Raw genomic sequence first — 18,886 nt, forward strand, 5'->3', positions numbered from 1 at the left:
TTGTTTACATACGTTGTTTTAATGACAGAACAGTTTCATCATCAGGCGTAACGTAAACGGTTTGCTGTTGGTCATATATGACAAATCCAGGTTTCGCACCACTTGGTTTTTTTACATGACGGACTTGGGTGAAGTCAACAGGAACCGAACTGGAATGGCGTGCTTTGCTGAAGTATGCTGCTAGGGATGCAGCTTCAAGAATTGTATTTTCTGCTGGTTCCTTGCTTCGGATAACCACATGTGAACCGGGGATATCCTTTGTGTGCAGCCATATCTCATCCCTTGCGGCCAATTTGTTCGTTAAATAATCATTCTGCTTATTGTTTTTTCCAACCAGAATTTCCGTTCCGTCTGAGGCGGTATAGCGGTCAAGTACAGGCTTAAGGTTCTGCTGTTTCTTGTTGCCCCGTTTTTGCCTTTCTCTAATATAACCTCCTTCAACAAGCTCCTCTCTTATTTCAGCAATGTCTCTTGTTGATGCAGTTTCCACTTGCTGCAGAAGAGAATCAAAGTATGACGCTTCCTCTTCTGCTTTCTTTATTTGCTCTTTTACTGCGATTACGGCATTTTTTGCTTTTTGGTATCTTATAAAATATTTTTGAGCATTCTCTGATGGGGTCATCAGGGGATCCAAAGGAATGGTAACTGTCCCGCCATTTTCATCGTAATAATTGATGACTTCGGTTTCCTTCATTCCCTTGTGAATCGCATAAATATTGGCTGTGATCAATTCTCCATACAATTGATGTTTATCAGCATTTTCCGCTTCATGCAGGGTTTTTTTCAGCTTCTCAATTTTTTTCTCATTCTTTTCTTTCTCATTTACTATGAAACGTTCAAGGTCATTGGACTGCTGTTTGACCCGGTCTCTTTCCGCTTTACCAAAATAAAAGCGGTCCAGCATTTCGCTCAAGGTATTAAATTCCCGGCTTTCCCCTTTTATATGCTGGAGGGGCAATAAATAAAAGCTTTCTTTTTGTTCGCCAGCTGTTATGGCCGGTCTTATAGCATGGTCTTTTAGGGAGCTTAATAAATGCTGGAAGCTATTTGGAACAGTTGTCCTGTTAACAAGGCCAGCCTGGTGTATAACTTCTTTTGCAAGTAGCGGTGAGATTCCTGCGAAGTTCGCTACTAGCTGTTTATCAACTTTCCCGCTGTTAAAATCGATCTTTCGCAATAAATCGTTTTTATCTGCCTCAAAAGGATTCATTTTATCCTGAGAAGGGGGGAGAATGTACTCCTGCCCGGGCAAAATCGCACGATGGCTATTAACAGCAAAAGAAACATGTTTGATGCTGTCGAGAATAATATTGCGGGATTTATCCACCAGCGTAATATTGCTGTGCCTGCCCATAATCTCAACAATCAGCTGTTTATAGGATATATCACCAATCTCATTCCTGCCTTTAACTTCAAACACGATTATACGGTCAAGCCCGATTTGATGGACATCTTCAAGTATGTAGCCTTCCAGATGCTTTCTTAAAAGCATGCAGAACATGGGCGGCTCTGAAGGGTTTTCGTGTGCTTCATTAGTAAGCTGGACTCTCGCATAACTTGGATGAGCTGACAGCAAAAGCCTGTGATTCCTCCCATTTGACCGCACAACTAAAATAATTTCATTCTTATAAGGCTGCTGAATCTTATTAATTCTGCCGCCCTTTAAAGTATCTATAAGCTCTTTCGTCATAGCTCTTGTAAACAAACCATCAAATGACATATTGGAACATCCTCTTCTATTAAAAATAACAGCCTATCACTTGCTGCAGATATACATTATTCTTTCATTTAAATAATATAAATCAAGTTTTAAGGCTTGGCTTCAAGTCTGCACAAGGCGCTTCCGCTTTTCTAATACTGTCTAGCTCCAGGCGCCATCGGCACGAGGTCATAAGCTTGGCTAGTTTCGGCTCCTAGGGACTCGAGGCATAAGCTGTTCCCTTCCAGAAGGAAAGAACTCCTTCTTACAGGAACCGTCTTATGCTAGTCGTCCCTGGGCAGTCGCCTCCACATTTCTTTCAATCCGTTCAAAAGGTTAAAGAACAACCTTTCTGCCGGCTCGTCTTATGCTTGAGGCCCGCAGGACAAGGAAGGCTTCGTCAGCATAAACATCGCACGACCGAAAGCGTCAGCTTTTGGGAGGATGTGGGTCATGCAGACGTTGCCACAGGACGTGGCGTTTTTAGTCTGCGTGCCTTCATTAAGCGGGCGCCTTCCGCTTTTCTAATAATAATAGCATTTTTTTGGACAGGGCTGAATATGCTTTCTTTAGAGTGAGATTGGACAACTCTGCTTCACTTGATTTACCAGAAGAAGCAGGACGGTCTGCCATCTGGCGGATTCTCTTAAAGTCTGGCTGTGAGTGCTGATGAATTTCTTTACTATTGTATCCCTTCTCCATGCAGCTCATGGCTTTTCTCAAACTACAAAGGAGGAAGTGTGATGTCCGGATGAAGTTCCATGAAATGAATGAAAGGGAGGTTGAGCAAGCCTTAAATACAGATATTAAGGCGGGCTTAACAGAGGATGATGTAAAAAAACGGCATAAACAATATGGGTATAACGAGTTGAAAGAGGGAGAAAAGCAGTCGGCTTTACTCTTATTTTTTAGTCAATTTAAAGATTTCATGGTTCTTGTCCTATTAGCAGCAACCTTAATATCGGGGCTGCTTGGTGAATATATTGATGCAATTGCCATTATTGCAATTGTAGTCATAAATGGCTTCTTGGGCTTCTTTCAGGAGAGAAAAGCGGAAAAGTCTTTACACGCACTTAAGGAATTATCAGCTCCTCAAGTTATTGCTTTACGTGATGGACAATGGAAAAAGATCCCCTCCAAAGAAGTGGTGGCAGGGGACCTATTGAAAGTTGCAGCAGGGGATAGGATTGGAGCGGATATGAGAATCGTAGAGTCCAATAGTCTGGAAATTGAGGAATCCGCTTTGACGGGAGAATCTCTGCCTGTCCAAAAGAGAACCGGTTCCTTGAAAACTGCAAATCTGGCTATTGGGGATATGGAGAACATGGCTTTCATGGGAACTATGGTAACACGCGGCAATGGGCTGGGTGTAGTTGTCGGAACAGGGATGAATACTGCCATGGGACAGATTGCTGATCTTCTGCAGAATGCGGAAACCATGACCACTCCGCTTCAGCGAAGATTGGAACAGCTGGGCAAAATCCTCATAACGGCAGCTATTTTACTGACTGTTCTTGTCGTTGTGGCTGGTGTTGTGCAGGGGCAGGAATTATATACAATGTTCCTTGCTGGCGTTTCTTTGGCAGTAGCAGCCATTCCAGAAGGACTCCCGGCCATCGTAACAGTAGCTCTGTCGCTTGGGGTACAAAGAATGATAAGAAAAAAAGCAATCGTCCGAAAGCTGCCAGCGGTTGAAACACTGGGCTGTGCATCTGTGATATGCTCAGACAAAACCGGCACAATGACTCAAAACAAAATGACTGTCACGCATCTCTGGAGCGGCGGGAAAGAGTGGAGAGTTGATGGTATCGGCTATGAGCCCCAGGGCCTTTTTTATAGAAATGAGAATCAAATTGAACCGAAGAGTGATAAAGCACTCCAGCAAATGCTGATGTTTGGCATGTTATGCAACCATGCTGAAATACAGCAGAAAAATAATGAGTTTGTGATTGATGGAGATCCGACCGAAGGGGCTCTGCTGGTAGCGGCCATGAAGGCGGGCTATAATCGGAGCAGTCTTTTAAGCCAATTCCAGATTATCAATGAGTTTCCGTTTGACTCTGCCCGAAAAATGATGAGTGTTGTGGTAAAGGATCATAATGGAAGGCAATTTATTGTAACCAAAGGAGCACCCGATGTATTAGTCGGGAAAAGTGAATCGGTTCTTTGGGAGGGCAGGCGGCAGATTCTTTCGGGGGAGCTCTCAGGTGAAATTCAGGGTGCTATAGAAGATCTAGCTTCTCAAGCCTTAAGAACGATAGCAATTGGCTATAAGGAAATCCCTTCAAAAAATGTCATTCTTGATGAAAAAGAGGCTGAGAAGGGATTAACATTTATCGGGCTGCAGGGGATGATTGATCCGCCAAGGCCAGAGGTTAGGGAAGCAGTCAAGGAATGCAAGGAAGCAGGAATTAAAACCATTATGATCACAGGGGATCATGTGATTACAGCACAGGCTATTGCTAAGCAGTTAGGCATTTTAACACAAGGCTCTAAAGTCCTTCAGGGCAAGGATCTGGCTGAGATGCCGGTTGAAGATCTTGAAGATGTGGTTGAAGATGTCGCAGTATTTGCCAGAGTATCACCTGAGCATAAATTAAAAATTGTAAAGGCACTCCAGAATAGAGGTCATATTGTTGCCATGACAGGTGATGGAGTCAATGATGCCCCTGCCATTAAAGCGGCAGACATCGGAATATCAATGGGCATTACAGGGACCGATGTTGCGAAAGAGGCATCCGCACTGGTACTGCTCGATGATAATTTTGCTACCATAAAAGCGGCAATAAAAGAAGGAAGAAATATTTACGAGAATATTCGAAAGTTTATCAGATATCTGCTTGCATCAAATGTTGGTGAAATTCTGGTTATGCTGTTTGCCATGCTACTTGCCCTTCCGCTGCCCTTAGTGCCAATCCAGATTCTCTGGGTGAACTTAGTAACGGATGGACTTCCGGCAATGGCTCTTGGCCTTGACCAGCCAGAGGAAAATGTGATGAAGCGAAAGCCAAGGAGCCCTAAGGAAGGTGTTTTTTCAAGAGGGCTTGGCTGGAAAGTGGTGTCCAGAGGATTTCTAATTGGACTTGTGACATTACTGGCATTCATTTTTGCCTATAGGGCAAATCCTGATCATCTTGCTTATGCACAGACAGTAGCATTTGCTACATTGGTAATGGCACAGCTGATTCATGTATTTGATTGCCGCAGTGAAAAATCAGTGTTCTCAAGAAATCCTTTCGGCAATAAATATTTAGTCTGGGCCGTCATTTCGTCCCTTGCTTTAGTGCTGATGGTCATATACTATCCGCCGCTTCAGCCAATTTTCCACACCGTCCCTATTGAATTGCGCGACTGGTTTATGATCACAGGACTCTCAGCCATTCCAACATTTTTACTGGCAGGCACATTTTTGGCAAGAAAAACAAAATGAAATATGTTATAATCCTTTAGGTAGTAGAGAAGAACTCTATTACCTTTCTTTTTTGCGCAAACATAAATATCTTTGTCATTACTTGATTTTTATACATAGACTGCACAGGCATCATGCCGCTAACTGAAAGTAATAGTGCTTTTTACAAGCTGTGCTTTTCCCAAAAGGAAGTGTGAGAAATGGCAGTAAGCATGACTGGTTATGGAAGAAGCAAGAAAGATTCCGGGCAAAGATCCATTACGGTTGAGATTAAGACTGTAAACCATCGTTTTTCCGAGTTTCAGATAAGAATGCCCAGACAGCTGATGCATATTGAAGACAAAATAAAGAAAATGCTTAACAGGCATATCAAAAGAGGCAGAATTGAGGTTTATATCACCATTGACGGCGATGGCCTGTCCAGCAGGAAAGTTAATGTTGACTGGGAACTATTAGATGAATATTATCAATACATAACTGCAATTCAAACAAAGTACCAAATCCAAACGGATCTATCCATAAGGGATGTTATACGCGAAGAATTGATTGGCATAGAGGAAAAGGATTCCGGCAATGAGGAATTGAGCCAGCTGGTCCTTTCTGCAACTGAAGAGGCGTGCCTGCAGTTAACGGATATGAGGAGGCTTGAGGGGGATGAACTGGAAAAAGATCTCCGTAGCCATCTTAGTCTTTTAAGCAGCAGAGTCCTCAAGCTGAGAGAGTATGCACCACTGGTCGTGCAGTTTTACCGGGAGAGATTGGAAAAGCGTATGAGAGAATTTCTTGATGGCCAGGTGGATGAACCGAGAATCTTAACAGAGGTAGCGATGTTCGCTGATAAAGCGGATATCAATGAGGAGCTGACAAGGCTGCAAAGCCATATAAGCCAGTTTGAGAACACACTTCAGCTTACAGATCCTGCTGGCAGAAAGCTTGACTTTATTCTGCAGGAAATGAATAGAGAGGCCAATACGATCGGCTCTAAGGCAAATAGTGCAGAGATTGCTGCCGAAGTGGTTGAAATAAAGAGTTTATTGGAAAAAATGAAGGAACAAGTTCAAAATATTGAATAGCAGTTGTTTAGATTGCGGCTCTGAGGGTCAAAATAAATAACTGATGATTGGAGGACCCAAATGTCAATTAAACTGATCAATATCGGATTTGGCAATATTGTTTCTGCCAACCGGATAATATCAATTGTCAGTCCAGAATCTGCCCCGATTAAACGGATCATTCAGGACGCACGTGACCGGGGCTCTTTAATAGATGCTACGTATGGCAGGCGCACCCGGGCTGTTATCGTCATGGACAGTGACCATGTTATTTTGTCTGCGGTCCAGCCGGAAACTGTTGCGCACCGATTAAATGACCGTGATGAAATTGTTGAGGAAGGGTAGGATTTTATAAATGAATGAAAAAGGATTATTGATTGTTCTATCCGGACCCTCAGGTGTAGGAAAGGGAACAGTAAGAAAAGAGATATTTGCTCAGCCTGATACTGCGTTTGAATATTCTATATCAATGACAACGAGATCTCCGAGAGCGGGAGAAGTCAATGGAGTTGATTATTTTTTCAAAACGCGTGAGGAGTTTGAAGAGCTGATCAGGCAGGATAAGCTGCTTGAATATGCAGAGTTTGTCGGGAACTACTACGGAACGCCGGTTGATTATGTAAGAGAAACATTGGACCGGGGCAAAGACGTTTTTCTTGAAATCGAAGTTCAGGGTGCACGTCAGGTACGCGAGAAATTCCCGGACGGCTTGTTCATCTTCCTGGTTCCGCCTAGTTTATCTGAGCTTAAGAACCGTATTGTAACCAGAGGGACGGAGACAGAAGATATAATCAACAATCGCATGAGTGCAGCGAAAGAAGAGATTGAAATGATGAACTTATATGATTATGTTGTAGAGAATGATCAAATCGATCTTGCCTGTGAAAGAATAAAATCCATTGTAGTTGCAGAACACTGCCGCAGGGAACGTGTAGAACCTAAATACAAAAAGATGCTGGAGGTAGAATAAATATGCTTTATCCTTCTATTGATTCTCTAATGACGAAGATTGATTCCAAATATTCACTTGTTTCTGTTGCTGCCAAGCGTGCCCGCAAGCTTCAGCTCCATGCCAAACCGCAGCTTGAGAGCTATAAATCACATAAAAATGTGGGGAAAGCACTTGAGGAAATCCATGCAGACCAGCTTCATTACCGACTGGGTGAAAAGACGGCAAATGAATCATACGAGTAAAATCGCTGAATAACAACCTTTTAAAAGGTTGTTATTTTTGTTTGAGGTTTTATTAGATGAAAATTCACTGCTCTTCTTGCATAATAAAACTATCATGAAAGCTAATAGCCATTAAAGGCCAGTGCTTCTTATAGAAATATATAGCCAGGCCGCTTTTCATAGAGATGAATTATTTTTGAGATTGGTGGGGTCATATAATGTTGAGTGGCAAGAAAATATTATTATGCGTAACCGGCGGAATTGCTGTTTATAAAGCTGCAGCCTTAACGAGCAAGCTTACGCAGGCCGGAGCGCATGTGAAAGTTATCCTAAGTGAATCGGCCGCAAAATTTGTTGCACCATTAACTTTTCAGGCTCTTTCAAGACATGATGTTTACACCGACACTTTCGATGAAAAAGATTCGAAGGTTATTGCTCATATAGACCTGGCTGATTGGGCCGACTTGATCCTCGTTGCTCCGGCTACAGCAAATGTAATCGGAAAGCTGGCCAATGGGATTGCAGACAATATGATTACAACAACCCTTTTGGCGGCATCATCACCGATCTGGATTGCGCCTGCAATGAATGTACATATGTACAGCCATCCGGCTGTCCAGAAAAATATTGAAACCTTATATCGTTTTGGCTGCAGATTTATAGAGCCTTCAGAAGGGTATCTTGCATGCGGCTATGTTGGAAAAGGAAGACTGGAAGAACCAGAGAAAATTACAGAAACAATTGGTGAATTTTTTAAGTCTTCCAGATTGGATCTAACTGGACGGAAATTGGTCATAACTGCCGGTCCAACTAGGGAAAAAATTGATCCTGTCCGTTATATTACCAACCATTCTTCGGGCAAAATGGGTTATGCAATTGCGGAAGCAGCTGTATCTGCAGGAGCTGAAGTTGTATTGATATCCGGTCCGGTTACAATTAATGCTCCTGCCGGCTTAAAACTGATAAGGGTAGAATCTGCCGAGGAAATGTATCAAGCAGCAATAAGCGAATTTGATCTTGCAGATGTTGTCATTAAGACCGCTGCAGTCTCCGATTATCGTCCAAAGGTGCCTTCTGACCAAAAAATGAAAAAACAGCCTGGGGATGAAGTACTGGAGCTTGAAAGAACAAAAGATATATTATTCGAACTGGGACAAAAAAAGAAGAAGCAAATCCTTATAGGGTTTGCGGCTGAAACCGAACAGGTTGATGAGTATGCACAGGGCAAGCTAAAAAGGAAAAATGCCGATATGATCGTTGCCAATAATGTAACTGCTGAAGGCGCAGGCTTTGGAACGGATACTAACATAGTGACATTTTTCAAAAAAGATGGGTCTTTAGAAAAGCTCCCCCTTATGTCAAAAAAGGATGTAGCTGTAAAAATTCTTGAAGAAGCTGCGACCTTGCTAAAGGATGAGCATGAATGAATATTGCTAGTGTAATTGTCGATGTACCTGCCAAACAGACTGACCGGGCATTTGACTACAAAATACCCTCTCATCTGAAAGGTATCATTCTCCCCGGCATGAGGGTTGTCGTTCCATTTGGACCAAGAAAGATCCAGGGGTTTGTAACAGCATTAAAAGCAGAGTCGGATTTTCAGCAGTTAAAATCCATTTCAGAGCCAATGGACTTAAATCCAGTTCTTAACCAGGAGCTTTTGACACTTGGTGAATGGCTGACTGAAAAAACATTATGCTACAAAATTTCTGCCTTTCAGGCTATGCTGCCTGCAGGATTGAAGGCAAAATATGAAAAGAAGCTTGTAATGGCAAGGAATGCAGATTGTAAACTGCTTCCTGAAAAATTATGTACTCTCTTCCAGAAAACTGAAGAAATTACATGGGATGATGCAGTAAAGAGCGGAGTTTTGCCGCTTCTTCAAAAGGAAGCATCCCATGGAAATATCGAGATTATATACCAAGTAAAAGAGCGGGTGAAAAAGAAGAAAGTAAGGCAGGTATTCGTGGCTGCTGCCCCTAATAAGCTTGCTGATTACCTTAAGCAGCTTCCAGGCAACGCAACCAAACAGAAAGAAGTACTTGAGTATTTTCTTCATGCGGAGGGACCGGTCGATCAGAAAGAGTTATTTTCCTTGCTTGGAATAACCTCTTCCACCATAAAAGGGCTCATGCAAAAAGGGCTGCTTGGCCAAAGGGACGTGGAAATTTACCGAAACCCATTTGGAGACCGCGAATTCGAAAGAACTGAACTGCTTTCTTTGACCGATGGACAGAGAAAGGCCATAATCCCCATCCTTAATTCTATTGAAGATAACAGGCATGAAACTTTTTTGCTTTATGGGGTAACAGGAAGCGGAAAAACTGAGGTGTATCTGCAATCCATTCAGCGAGTGCTGGAGGATGGCAAAGAAGCCATTGTCCTTGTTCCTGAGATTTCCTTAACTCCGCAGATGGTCAAACGCTTTAAGGGAAGGTTTGGCAATCAGGTTGCCGTCATGCACAGCGGCCTTTCAGCGGGGGAAAAGTATGATGAATGGAGAAAGATTCAGCGGAAGGAAGTCAAGGTTGTTGTCGGAGCGCGATCGGCTATCTTTGCCCCTTTTGAAAACCTCGGAATCATTATCATTGATGAGGAGCACGAAACCAGCTATAAGCAGGAAGAAAACCCAAGATACCATGCAAGGGATGTCGCCATCAAGAGAGCGGGAAATCATAAATGTCCTGTGGTGCTTGGCAGTGCAACTCCCTCCTTGGAATCTTTTGCGCGAGCACATAAAGGAGTTTACCATCTCCTCACTCTCGAAAATAGAATGAACAATCAGGCTCTTCCTTCCGTTGATATCATTGATATGCGGGAAGAGCTGCGTGAAGGAAACCGCTCGATGTTCTCAAGAAAGCTTCTCGAAAAAATTAAAGACCGACTTGAAAAAAAAGAGCAGATTGTATTATTTCTAAATAAAAGAGGGCATTCCTCATTTGTTATGTGCAGGGACTGCGGGTATGTTATTAATTGTCCTCATTGTGATATATCTTTGACTTATCATCAGTATAACCAGCAAATGAAATGCCATTATTGCGGCTATGAGGCACCCGTTCCGAATGCTTGCCCGGAATGTGAAAGTGAGCATATCCGCTATTTCGGAACCGGCACCCAGAAAGTGGAAGAGGAATTGGCAAAAATTCTGCCGGAAGCGAAGGTAATCCGTATGGATGTCGATACAACCAGCAGGAAAGGTGCACATGAAAAGCTCCTGGATCAATTCCAGGAAGGGCATGCAGATATTCTTCTTGGGACTCAGATGATTGCTAAAGGCCTTGATTTCCCCAATATTACATTAGTAGGCGTACTCTCGGCAGACACGATGCTGCACCTGCCTGATTTCCGCTCTTCTGAAAAAACCTTTCAGCTCTTGACTCAGGTAAGCGGGCGTGCTGGAAGGCATGAATTGGAGGGTGAGGTAATTATTCAGACCTACACTCCTGAACATTATAGTATTGAACTGGCGGGGGAGCAGGATTACGATAAATTTTATGAAAGAGAAATGATGGTCCGCAAAATTCATAGATATCCCCCTTTCTACTATATATCCCTTGTCACCGTCAGCCACGAGGAATTAATGAAGGCTGTTTCGGTAACTGAGAAGATCACGCAGTACATTCAGTCAAAATTATCTGCAGAGAGCATAGTCCTTGGTCCAGTTGCATCGCCGATACCGCGGATCAATAATAGATATCGGTATCAATGTCTGATAAAATACAAGCGGGAGCCGGAACTTGGCCAAGCGCTGAAGAAAATTCTGGATAATTATCAGCAGGATATGGCCACTGGGGGCCTTTACGTCTCCATTGACCTGAATCCATATATTTTAATGTAGTTTCTTAAAGCCTTAATAAGGTTTTAATTTTTGAATTTTGAGAAGTGCTGTCCTCGCAAGGAACGCTTCGACAGCTTCATATCGCACGACTGGGCGTCAGATTTTTAGAAGGAGCGGCTCAAGAACTTCCGCTTTTGTGGTTATGAATAAATCCGAATTGGTTGAAAATAGATAAAAATGGAGGAAATGTTTTGGCGGTAAAAAAAATTGTAACTTATCCGGCTGAGATTCTGGAGGCAGAATGCGAACCCGTTAAGGTGTTTGATAAGAAGCTGGGCAAATTGTTAAATGATATGTATGATACGATGATCGAATTCGATGGTGTCGGGCTTGCTGCTCCACAAATCGGAATTAGCAGGCAAATTGCCATTGTTGATATTGATGATGATTTCGGAACAATTGAAATGATTAATCCGCAAATCCTTGAAATAAATGGGAAACAGACAGGCCCTGAAGGGTGTTTGAGTTTTCCTGGGTTATATGGTGAAGTAACAAGGCCTGAATATGTCAAAATCAAGGCGCAGGATCGCAAAGGGAAATATTTCACACTCGAGGCTGAGGATTTCCTGGCAAGAGCGATCCTCCATGAAATTGATCATTTAAATGGGGTGCTATTTACCTCAAAAGTTACAAGATACTTGAACGAAGAAGAGTTGGAAGGATTGGAAGCTGAATGACAAAAATCGTATTTATGGGCACACCCGATTTTTCAGTGCCTGTACTGAAGCAAATAATAAAGGACGGATATGAAGTAATCGGAGTGGTTACTCAGCCTGACAGGCCCGTTGGAAGGAAAAAGGTCCATACTCCCCCGCCTGTAAAAGTTGAAGCAGTAAAACTGGGAATCCCTGTGTACCAGCCCGAAAAAATCCGCAAGCCAGAAGAGCTGGAGAAAGTTCTTGCTCTTAAGCCTGATCTGGTTGTTACAGCTGCGTTTGGGCAAATTTTGCCGAAGGAGCTTTTGGATGCACCCAAGTTCGGCTGCATTAATGTACATGCATCATTGCTTCCTGAATTGCGAGGCGGTGCACCCATTCACTACTCCATTCTGCAAGGGAAAGAAAAAACAGGAATCACCATTATGTATATGGCTGAGAAGCTTGATGCCGGTGATATTTTAACACAAGTGGAAGTGCCGATTACGGAAAAAGATACAGTTGGCACTCTTCACGATAAACTTAGCGCTGCAGGGTCAAAACTTTTATCTGAAACCCTGCCAATGCTCCTGAATGGTGAACTCACTCCCATCAGGCAAAATGATGAAGAAGCCACTTTTGCTTATAATATTAAAAGAGAACAGGAAAAAATCGACTGGGGCAAAACTGGAGAAGAAATCTATAACCACATTAGAGGGTTAAACCCATGGCCGGTTGCTTATACCACTTTTGACGGCAAAGTGATTAAAATCTGGAACTCGGAGAAGGTTAAATCTGCTGAAAGCATAGAACCGGGAACAATTATCAGGCTTGAGGAAGATGGAATCGTTGTGGCAGCAGGGAATGAGACAGCCATTAAAATTACTGAACTGCAGCCTTCCGGTAAGAAAAAGATGCCAGCAGAACAATTTTTAAGAGGCTCAGGGTCCCATCTAACTGCCGGCGGCCGTTTCGGAGACACCGAATGAAAAAGCTAAAAAAGAAAAATGTAAGAGAAACTGCACTGGAACTTCTTGAAGCCATTGAAAAAAATCAGTCCTACAGCAATCTTTTACTGAATAACGCCATAAAAAAGAACGAAATAGACCAGAAGGATATCGGGCTTCTTACGGAGTTGACTTATGGTACCCTTCAGCGCCGGATGACACTCGATTTTTACCTGCAGCCGTTTCTGGCAGGCAATAAAAAAATTGAAAGCTGGGTAAACCAGCTCTTAAGACTGACTCTGTATCAGATGGTTTATCTTGATAAAATTCCCGACCGCGCAGCTATTTTCGAGGCAGTAGAAATAGCAAAACGTTGGGGGCATAAAGGGATTTCCGGCATGGTCAACGGCGTGCTCAGGAATATTCAAAGGAAGGGACTTCCTGATCTTGAACAAATTGAAGACAGTGTTGAGCGTCTTTCCATTGAGACCAGCCATCCCGAGTGGCTGGTAAAAAGATGGGCCGATCAGCTTGGGTTTGAAGAAACTAAGAAAATGTGTGAAATAAATTTGACTGCTCCACTGCAGACTGCAAGGGTAAATGAGGTAAAGGCTTCCAGGGAAGAATGCCTGTTACTTCTAAAGGAAGAAGGATTTGAAGTGGAACCAAGTCCGTTTATACCAATTGCCATTAAATGTTTAAGAGGCAACCTGGCCAATTCCCGTGCCTTCAAAGATGGCCTGATTACGATTCAGGACGAAAGCTCCATGCTTGCTGCTTATGCCCTTGGAGGAAACCCGAATGAAAAGATCCTGGATGCCTGCGCAGCTCCCGGAGGAAAAACCACTCATATAGCAGAAAAACTGCAAAATACCGGACAGGTCATTTCATTGGATCTTCACGAACATAAAGTAAAGCTGATTAATGATAATGCCGATAGACTGGGACTATCAAATATTAAAACAAATGCCCTTGACAGCAGAAAAGTCCAGGAGCATTATGAAAAAGAATCTTTTGACCGCATTTTAGTGGATGCCCCATGTTCAGGCCTTGGAGTTATGAGAAGAAAGCCGGATATGAAATACACAAAAAAAGAAGATGATTTATATCATCTCCATAAGATTCAAAGAAATCTGTTGAATGCCGTTTCACCTTTGCTGAAAAAAGGTGGTATTCTAGTTTATAGTACGTGTACAGTGGACAAGGAAGAAAATCAGCATGTTGTCCAGTCATTTATAAAGGAAAATGCGGAATTTGAGGGGGACGTATCTGTTCGTGAGCGAATGCCTAACCCAATTGCTCCGTTTATAGAGGGTTTTGAACTGCAGATATTACCGCAGGATATTGGTTCGGACGGGTTTTATATTGCCTGTCTGAGAAAGAAGGTGCAATAAATGGAACAAACAGCAGCAGAGAAAATAACAGCAGCCGAACAAAAACCATCCATTTATACTTTACAGCTGCTTGAGCTGAAGGATTGGCTTAAAGAAAATAATGAGAAAGCTTTCAGGGCTGAGCAAATTTTTGATTGGCTATACACAAAAAGAGTCACATCATTTGAGGATATGACGAACCTGTCAAAAGGGTTAAGAGATACGTTATCAGCAAATTTTTCGCTGACAACTCTTAAAACGATCATTCAGCAGGAGTCAGCTGATGGGACAATAAAGTTTTTATTTGAACTTCATGATGGCTATTCAATTGAAACGGTACTGATGAGGCATGACTATGGTAATTCGGTATGTGTAACTACTCAGGTTGGCTGCCGAATCGGCTGTACATTCTGTGCTTCAACTTTAGGCGGATTAAAACGCAATCTTGAAGCAGGAGAAATCGTTGCTCAGGTCGTAAAAGTACAACAGGCACTAGATGAGACAGATGAACGGGTCAGCTCGGTTGTTATTATGGGAATTGGTGAGCCATTTGATAATTATGACAGTATGCTGTCATTCCTGAAAATTATCAACCATGATAAAGGGCTGAATATCGGTGCACGCCATATCACTGTTTCGACAAGTGGAATCATCCCAAAAATCTATAAATTTGCAGATGAAAATATGCAGATCAATTTCGCGATTTCATTACATGCTCCAAACACCGAAATCAGAAGCCGCCTAATGCCAATCAATAGAGCTTATAAGCTGCCGGACCTTATGGATTCAATCAGGTATTATATAAATAAGACAGGCAGACGGGTGAGTTTCGAATATGGGTTATTCGGAGGGGTCAACGACCAGGTGGAACATGCTGAAGAGCTGGCGAAGTTAATAAAAAATGTAAAGTGCCATGTTAACCTGATTCCAGTAAACTATGTGCCTGAACGAGATTATGTAAGGACACCAAAGGATCAAATTTTTGCTTTTGAAAAGACACTGAAGAACCACGGCATTAATGTAACCATTCGCAGGGAGCACGGTCATGATATAGATGCAGCATGCGGACAACTTCGTGCAAAGGAGCGAAAAGAGGAGACGAGGTGACAGAATGAAAGCTGTTTTTATGACAGATCAAGGCAAAGTCAGGCAGCATAATGAAGATAATGGCGGCATCTATGTGAACAGCAAGGGGCAGCGCCTTGCCATCGTAGCAGATGGCATGGGCGGCCACCGGGCTGGCGATGTGGCAAGCGAAATGACATTAACAAGCTTAAAAGGATTCTGGGATGAGACAGATGACTTTCAGACTGCCGAAGAGGCGGAGGGATGGCTGCTGAAGCATATTGCAGAGGTCAACACCATTCTTTTTGAACATTCGAAAGAAAATGAACAATGTGAAGGCATGGGAACAACTGTTGTTGCTGCAATATGTACAGATCGTTTTGCCACGATTGCCAATATCGGTGACAGCAGATGTTATATCTTGAATGAATCGGGTTTTCAGCAGCTGACGGAGGACCATTCCCTGGTGAATGAGCTTGTAAGGTCCGGGCAGATTACGAAGGAGGATGCTGAGCATCATCCAAGAAAAAACGTGCTCCTCCGGGCATTGGGGACTGAAGCAGCGGTTGAGATGGATATCAAGACCATTATTTTTGAAGAAGGCGACTTATTATTATTATGCTCCGACGGATTGTCCAACAAGGTACCTGTGGCTGAAATGAGTGAAATCCTCAAAAGTGGACGTACTCTTGAGGAAAAAGCCGCAGTGCTGATTGATCAGGCCAATGATAATGGCGGCGAAGACAATATTACGCTCGTGATTGCTGAGTATGATGAAAGCAATGAGAGCGGGATGATAAATGATGATTAAGGGAAGAAGATTAAGCGGCCGCTATAAGATTCTTGATATGATTGGCGGAGGAGGCATGGCAAATGTCTACCTTGCCCATGACATGATTCTGGATCGCGATGTTGCCGTGAAAGTGCTTCGGATGGACTTTGCCGAAGATGAAGAATTTATCCGCCGTTTTCATCGTGAAGCCCAGTCTGCTACCAGCTTAGCCCACCCGAACATCGTCAATATCTATGATGTTGGCGAGGAGGATTCAATCTATTATATTGTGATGGAATATGTAGATGGACAAACCTTAAAGCAATACATACAGCAAAACAGCCCGATTCGTATAGATGATGCGCTGGAAATTATGAAACAGCTGACCTCTGCCATATCTCATGCACATCAAAACCATATTATACACCGGGATATTAAACCGCATAATATTTTGATAGATAGGCATGGTAATGTTAAGATTACTGATTTTGGAATTGCCATGGCATTAAGTGCAACCAGTATAACCCAGACCAATTCTGTGTTAGGCTCTGTTCATTATCTTTCTCCGGAACAGGCCAGGGGGGGAATGGCCAACAGAAAATCTGATATCTATTCCCTTGGCATTGTTATGTTTGAGCTTTTAACAGGCAGGCTTCCGTTCTCAGGTGAATCCGCTGTATCAATAGCTCTCAAACATCTGCAGTCAGAGACGCCTTCCCTTAAGAGATGGAATCCCTCCATACCGCAAAGTGTTGAAAATATCGTTTTAAAAGCGACAGCTAAAGATCCTTTTCACAGGTATGATTCCGTTGAAGAAATGGAAGAGGATATCAGAACAGCTCTTGAACCCGAAAGGCTTCATGAAGAAAAGTTTATGGTCCCGATTGACGATGATGCTACAAAGGCTATCCCTGTTATTACAGATGACCGCCCATATCAAAGCATGGACGAAACACTTGTGCATGCAAAGGATCCAAAGGGAGACACGCAGCCTGTGGCAAAACCTCTCCCTGAAAAGAAGAAGAAGGAAAAAAAGAAGAAAAAGAAAAAAAAGAAATGGCCAATTATTCTAGTGTCAGTCTTTTTGTTTATGGCTGTATTAGGCGTGCTGGCCATAACTGTGTTCCCCGATCTTATTGAGCCAAAGGATGTCCAGGTTCCTGATGTGTCCGGTAAAGAGGTGGAAGATGCAGTAGCAGAGCTTATTGCCGCAGGGTTTACGGTTAGGGATACAAAGCCGATAAGTGACCCTGATGTGGAAGAAGGTCTGGTGGTTAAAACCGATCCGAAAGCAGGCAGAACCGTCAAAGAAGGAACTTCCATTGATATCTATGAAAGCACTGGCAAAGAAAAATTTGAATTAGCCGATTACCAGGGAAGGCAATATGATGATGTAGTCCGATTGCTTGAAAGCAAAAATTTTAAAAGCATTGAAAAAACAGAAGAAAATAATGAGAGTGAGCCGCCTGGGACCATCCTGGACCAAAACTTCTCAGAAGGCGACCTTGTCGTTCCTGATGATACGGAATTGATTTTCACTGTAAGCAAAGGCCCTGCGCCAATTGCCTTAAAAGATCTGCGCGGTTATAACGAAAAGGGTCTGCAGGAGTATGAAGAATCGTCCGGATTGAAAGTAGAGTATGGTGAAGAAGAATATCATGAGGAAGTCCCTGAAGGACTAGTCATCAAACAGGACCCGGCACCAGGCACAAACCTGACAAGGGGACAGAAAGTGACAGTGATTCTTTCAAAAGGGAAAAAAGAACTTCTTCCAAAAACTGAAAATATTGAGATCAGCGTTCCATATGAGCCTGCAGCCGAAGGTGAGCCAAATGAAGTTCAGATTATAATCAAGGATATGAATAATCCTGGCTCTGAACCAGTTCATACGGAGCTGATTTATGAAGATACTGTAATACCAATTGATATTACGATTGCTCCTGGACAGAATGCTACTTATAAGGTTCTGCGGGATGGACAGGTTTTTGAGGAAAAGGAAATCCCTTATCCGGAAGAAGAATCATAAGCAAGGAGTGTTGCTATGCCTGAGGGCAAAATTATTAAAGCCTTAGCCGGGTTTTATTATGTTTTAAGCGGAAATGAAACCATTCAGTGCCGAGGCCGCGGAGTTTTCCGGAAAAATAAGGTTAACCCGCTAGTCGGTGATGAAGTTGTGTTTCAGGCAGAAACTATTACAGAAGGATACATCTTAGAGGTAAAAGAACGGAAAAATGAGCTGATACGTCCCCCGATTGCAAATGTTGATCAGGCCATTCTTGTATTTTCAGCTGTTGAACCAGGCTTCAGCACCTCTTTATTAGATCGTTTCCTGGTGCTGGTTGAATTCAATTATATAAAGCCAATCATCTGCATTACTAAAATAGACCTGACAGACGAGGATGAGTATAAGGAAATTCAGCAATATGCATCAGATTACCGCAAAGCCGGCTATGATGTTTTGCTGACCTCCTCGGAAACAGAAGAAGGTGTTAAAGAATTAATGCCATATCTGGAAGGCGAGATATCCGTTTTTGCAGGACAGTCAGGTGTGGGGAAATCTTCTTTGTTAAATGTTTTAAGACCAGACTTGGAGCTGAAAACAAATGATATTTCTTCACATTTGGGCAGAGGAAAGCATACAACCAGGCATGTAGAGCTGATAGAGGTTGGAAAAGGGCTTGTTGCTGATACACCGGGATTCAGCTCCCTTGAATTTACAGATATCGAATTGGAAGATCTAAATTATTGCTTTCCAGAAATTCAGGAGAAAAGCGATCTATGCAAATTTAGAGGCTGTCTGCACATGGCAGAGCCGAAATGCGCTGTAAAGGCCGCCAGTGAAAACGGTGAAATTCCTTCCTATAGATATGAGCACTACAAAACCTTTCTGCAGGAAATAAAAGATAGAAAGCCGAGGTATTAA

16 protein-coding genes are annotated in these 18,886 nt (G+C 42.8%); 14 read left to right on the plus strand and 2 right to left on the minus strand.

What is annotated here, in order from left to right; all coding sequences use genetic code 11:
* Nucleotides 1-4: 4 nt before the first annotated feature.
* Together ACXAD1_RS07495 and ACXAD1_RS07500 are read right to left on the minus strand one after the other, a co-directional pair.
* Entirely contained in the window at nucleotides 5-1,720 is a 1,716-nt protein-coding gene (locus tag ACXAD1_RS07495) for an Rqc2 family fibronectin-binding protein (RefSeq protein ID WP_474909751.1), read from the minus strand.
* A gap of 480 nt (nucleotides 1,721-2,200) precedes the next feature.
* Nucleotides 2,201-2,410: a hypothetical protein gene (locus tag ACXAD1_RS07500; protein WP_258743748.1), complete on the minus strand. Its 210-nt coding sequence runs from the start codon at nucleotides 2,408-2,410 to the stop codon at nucleotides 2,201-2,203.
* A 40-nt stretch (nucleotides 2,411-2,450) separates the two neighbouring features.
* Here ACXAD1_RS07500 and ACXAD1_RS07505 point away from each other — a divergent pair, with 40 nt between their 5' ends.
* The 14 genes from ACXAD1_RS07505 to rsgA all read left to right on the plus strand — a co-directional run bounded on the left by ACXAD1_RS07505 (nucleotide 2,451) and on the right by rsgA (nucleotide 18,886).
* On the plus strand, nucleotides 2,451-5,129 hold the full coding sequence (locus ACXAD1_RS07505; protein ID WP_474909752.1) for a calcium-translocating P-type ATPase, SERCA-type: 2,679 nt from the start codon (nucleotides 2,451-2,453) through the stop codon (nucleotides 5,127-5,129).
* A gap of 179 nt (nucleotides 5,130-5,308) precedes the next feature.
* Nucleotides 5,309-6,181, plus strand: coding sequence for a YicC/YloC family endoribonuclease (locus tag ACXAD1_RS07510; RefSeq protein WP_474909753.1), 873 nt, complete (start codon nucleotides 5,309-5,311; stop codon nucleotides 6,179-6,181).
* 60 nt (nucleotides 6,182-6,241) lie between these two features.
* Nucleotides 6,242-6,505 (plus strand): extracellular matrix/biofilm regulator RemA, encoded by a 264-nt coding sequence (gene remA, locus ACXAD1_RS07515; RefSeq protein ID WP_009330821.1) that lies wholly within the window; start codon nucleotides 6,242-6,244, stop codon nucleotides 6,503-6,505.
* 10 nt (nucleotides 6,506-6,515) lie between these two features.
* The gene (gene gmk / locus ACXAD1_RS07520; RefSeq protein ID WP_206836237.1) at nucleotides 6,516-7,130 is read left to right on the plus strand and encodes a guanylate kinase; all 615 of its coding nucleotides are present in this window, start codon (nucleotides 6,516-6,518) and stop codon (nucleotides 7,128-7,130) included.
* A gap of 2 nt (nucleotides 7,131-7,132) precedes the next feature.
* Entirely contained in the window at nucleotides 7,133-7,354 is a 222-nt protein-coding gene (rpoZ, locus tag ACXAD1_RS07525) for a DNA-directed RNA polymerase subunit omega (protein ID WP_206836240.1), read from the plus strand.
* A gap of 197 nt (nucleotides 7,355-7,551) precedes the next feature.
* Nucleotides 7,552-8,760: a bifunctional phosphopantothenoylcysteine decarboxylase/phosphopantothenate--cysteine ligase CoaBC gene (gene coaBC / locus ACXAD1_RS07530; protein WP_206836243.1), complete on the plus strand. Its 1,209-nt coding sequence runs from the start codon at nucleotides 7,552-7,554 to the stop codon at nucleotides 8,758-8,760.
* A complete protein-coding gene (gene priA / locus ACXAD1_RS07535; protein ID WP_474909754.1) occupies nucleotides 8,757-11,171 on the plus strand; it encodes a primosomal protein N' in 2,415 nt (804 codons plus the stop codon). The genes coaBC and priA overlap by 4 nt, the downstream gene beginning before the upstream one ends.
* A 191-nt stretch (nucleotides 11,172-11,362) precedes the next feature.
* A complete protein-coding gene (gene def, locus ACXAD1_RS07540; RefSeq protein WP_474909755.1) occupies nucleotides 11,363-11,848 on the plus strand; it encodes a peptide deformylase in 486 nt (161 codons plus the stop codon).
* Nucleotides 11,845-12,795, plus strand: coding sequence for a methionyl-tRNA formyltransferase (gene fmt, locus ACXAD1_RS07545; RefSeq protein ID WP_474909756.1), 951 nt, complete (start codon nucleotides 11,845-11,847; stop codon nucleotides 12,793-12,795). Before def ends, fmt begins: the two co-directional genes overlap by 4 nt.
* A complete protein-coding gene (gene rsmB / locus ACXAD1_RS07550; protein ID WP_474909757.1) occupies nucleotides 12,792-14,147 on the plus strand; it encodes a 16S rRNA (cytosine(967)-C(5))-methyltransferase RsmB in 1,356 nt (451 codons plus the stop codon). The genes fmt and rsmB overlap by 4 nt, the downstream gene beginning before the upstream one ends.
* On the plus strand, nucleotides 14,148-15,233 hold the full coding sequence (gene rlmN, locus ACXAD1_RS07555; RefSeq protein ID WP_206836258.1) for a dual-specificity RNA methyltransferase RlmN: 1,086 nt from the start codon (nucleotides 14,148-14,150) through the stop codon (nucleotides 15,231-15,233).
* Between the two features lie 4 nt (nucleotides 15,234-15,237).
* A complete protein-coding gene (locus tag ACXAD1_RS07560) occupies nucleotides 15,238-16,002 on the plus strand; it encodes a Stp1/IreP family PP2C-type Ser/Thr phosphatase (protein WP_474909758.1) in 765 nt (254 codons plus the stop codon).
* Entirely contained in the window at nucleotides 15,995-17,989 is a 1,995-nt protein-coding gene (gene pknB / locus ACXAD1_RS07565; protein ID WP_206837645.1) for a Stk1 family PASTA domain-containing Ser/Thr kinase, read from the plus strand. The genes ACXAD1_RS07560 and pknB overlap by 8 nt, the downstream gene beginning before the upstream one ends.
* 15 nt (nucleotides 17,990-18,004) lie before the next feature.
* The gene (rsgA, locus tag ACXAD1_RS07570; RefSeq protein ID WP_474909759.1) at nucleotides 18,005-18,886 is read left to right on the plus strand and encodes a ribosome small subunit-dependent GTPase A; all 882 of its coding nucleotides are present in this window, start codon (nucleotides 18,005-18,007) and stop codon (nucleotides 18,884-18,886) included.

It is taken from the genome of Cytobacillus sp. ABV4_503 (assembly GCF_056158445.1).

Coding starts and splice junctions, on each gene's coding strand:
- ACXAD1_RS07505 (WP_474909752.1), top strand. CDS start 2,451: ATGAAGTTCCATGAAATGAATGAAAGGGAGGTTGAGCAAGCCTTAAAT.
- coaBC (WP_206836243.1), top strand. CDS start 7,552: ATGTTGAGTGGCAAGAAAATATTATTATGCGTAACCGGCGGAATTGCT.
- ACXAD1_RS07560 (WP_474909758.1), top strand. CDS start 15,238: ATGAAAGCTGTTTTTATGACAGATCAAGGCAAAGTCAGGCAGCATAAT.
- ACXAD1_RS07510 (WP_474909753.1), top strand. CDS start 5,309: ATGGCAGTAAGCATGACTGGTTATGGAAGAAGCAAGAAAGATTCCGGG.
- rsmB (WP_474909757.1), top strand. CDS start 12,792: ATGAAAAAGCTAAAAAAGAAAAATGTAAGAGAAACTGCACTGGAACTT.
- gmk (WP_206836237.1), top strand. CDS start 6,516: ATGAATGAAAAAGGATTATTGATTGTTCTATCCGGACCCTCAGGTGTA.
- ACXAD1_RS07495 (WP_474909751.1), bottom strand. CDS start 1,720: ATGTCATTTGATGGTTTGTTTACAAGAGCTATGACGAAAGAGCTTATA.
- rlmN (WP_206836258.1), top strand. CDS start 14,148: ATGGAACAAACAGCAGCAGAGAAAATAACAGCAGCCGAACAAAAACCA.
- ACXAD1_RS07500 (WP_258743748.1), bottom strand. CDS start 2,410: ATGAGCTGCATGGAGAAGGGATACAATAGTAAAGAAATTCATCAGCAC.
- priA (WP_474909754.1), top strand. CDS start 8,757: ATGAATATTGCTAGTGTAATTGTCGATGTACCTGCCAAACAGACTGAC.
- rsgA (WP_474909759.1), top strand. CDS start 18,005: ATGCCTGAGGGCAAAATTATTAAAGCCTTAGCCGGGTTTTATTATGTT.
- remA (WP_009330821.1), top strand. CDS start 6,242: ATGTCAATTAAACTGATCAATATCGGATTTGGCAATATTGTTTCTGCC.
- rpoZ (WP_206836240.1), top strand. CDS start 7,133: ATGCTTTATCCTTCTATTGATTCTCTAATGACGAAGATTGATTCCAAA.
- pknB (WP_206837645.1), top strand. CDS start 15,995: ATGATTAAGGGAAGAAGATTAAGCGGCCGCTATAAGATTCTTGATATG.
- fmt (WP_474909756.1), top strand. CDS start 11,845: ATGACAAAAATCGTATTTATGGGCACACCCGATTTTTCAGTGCCTGTA.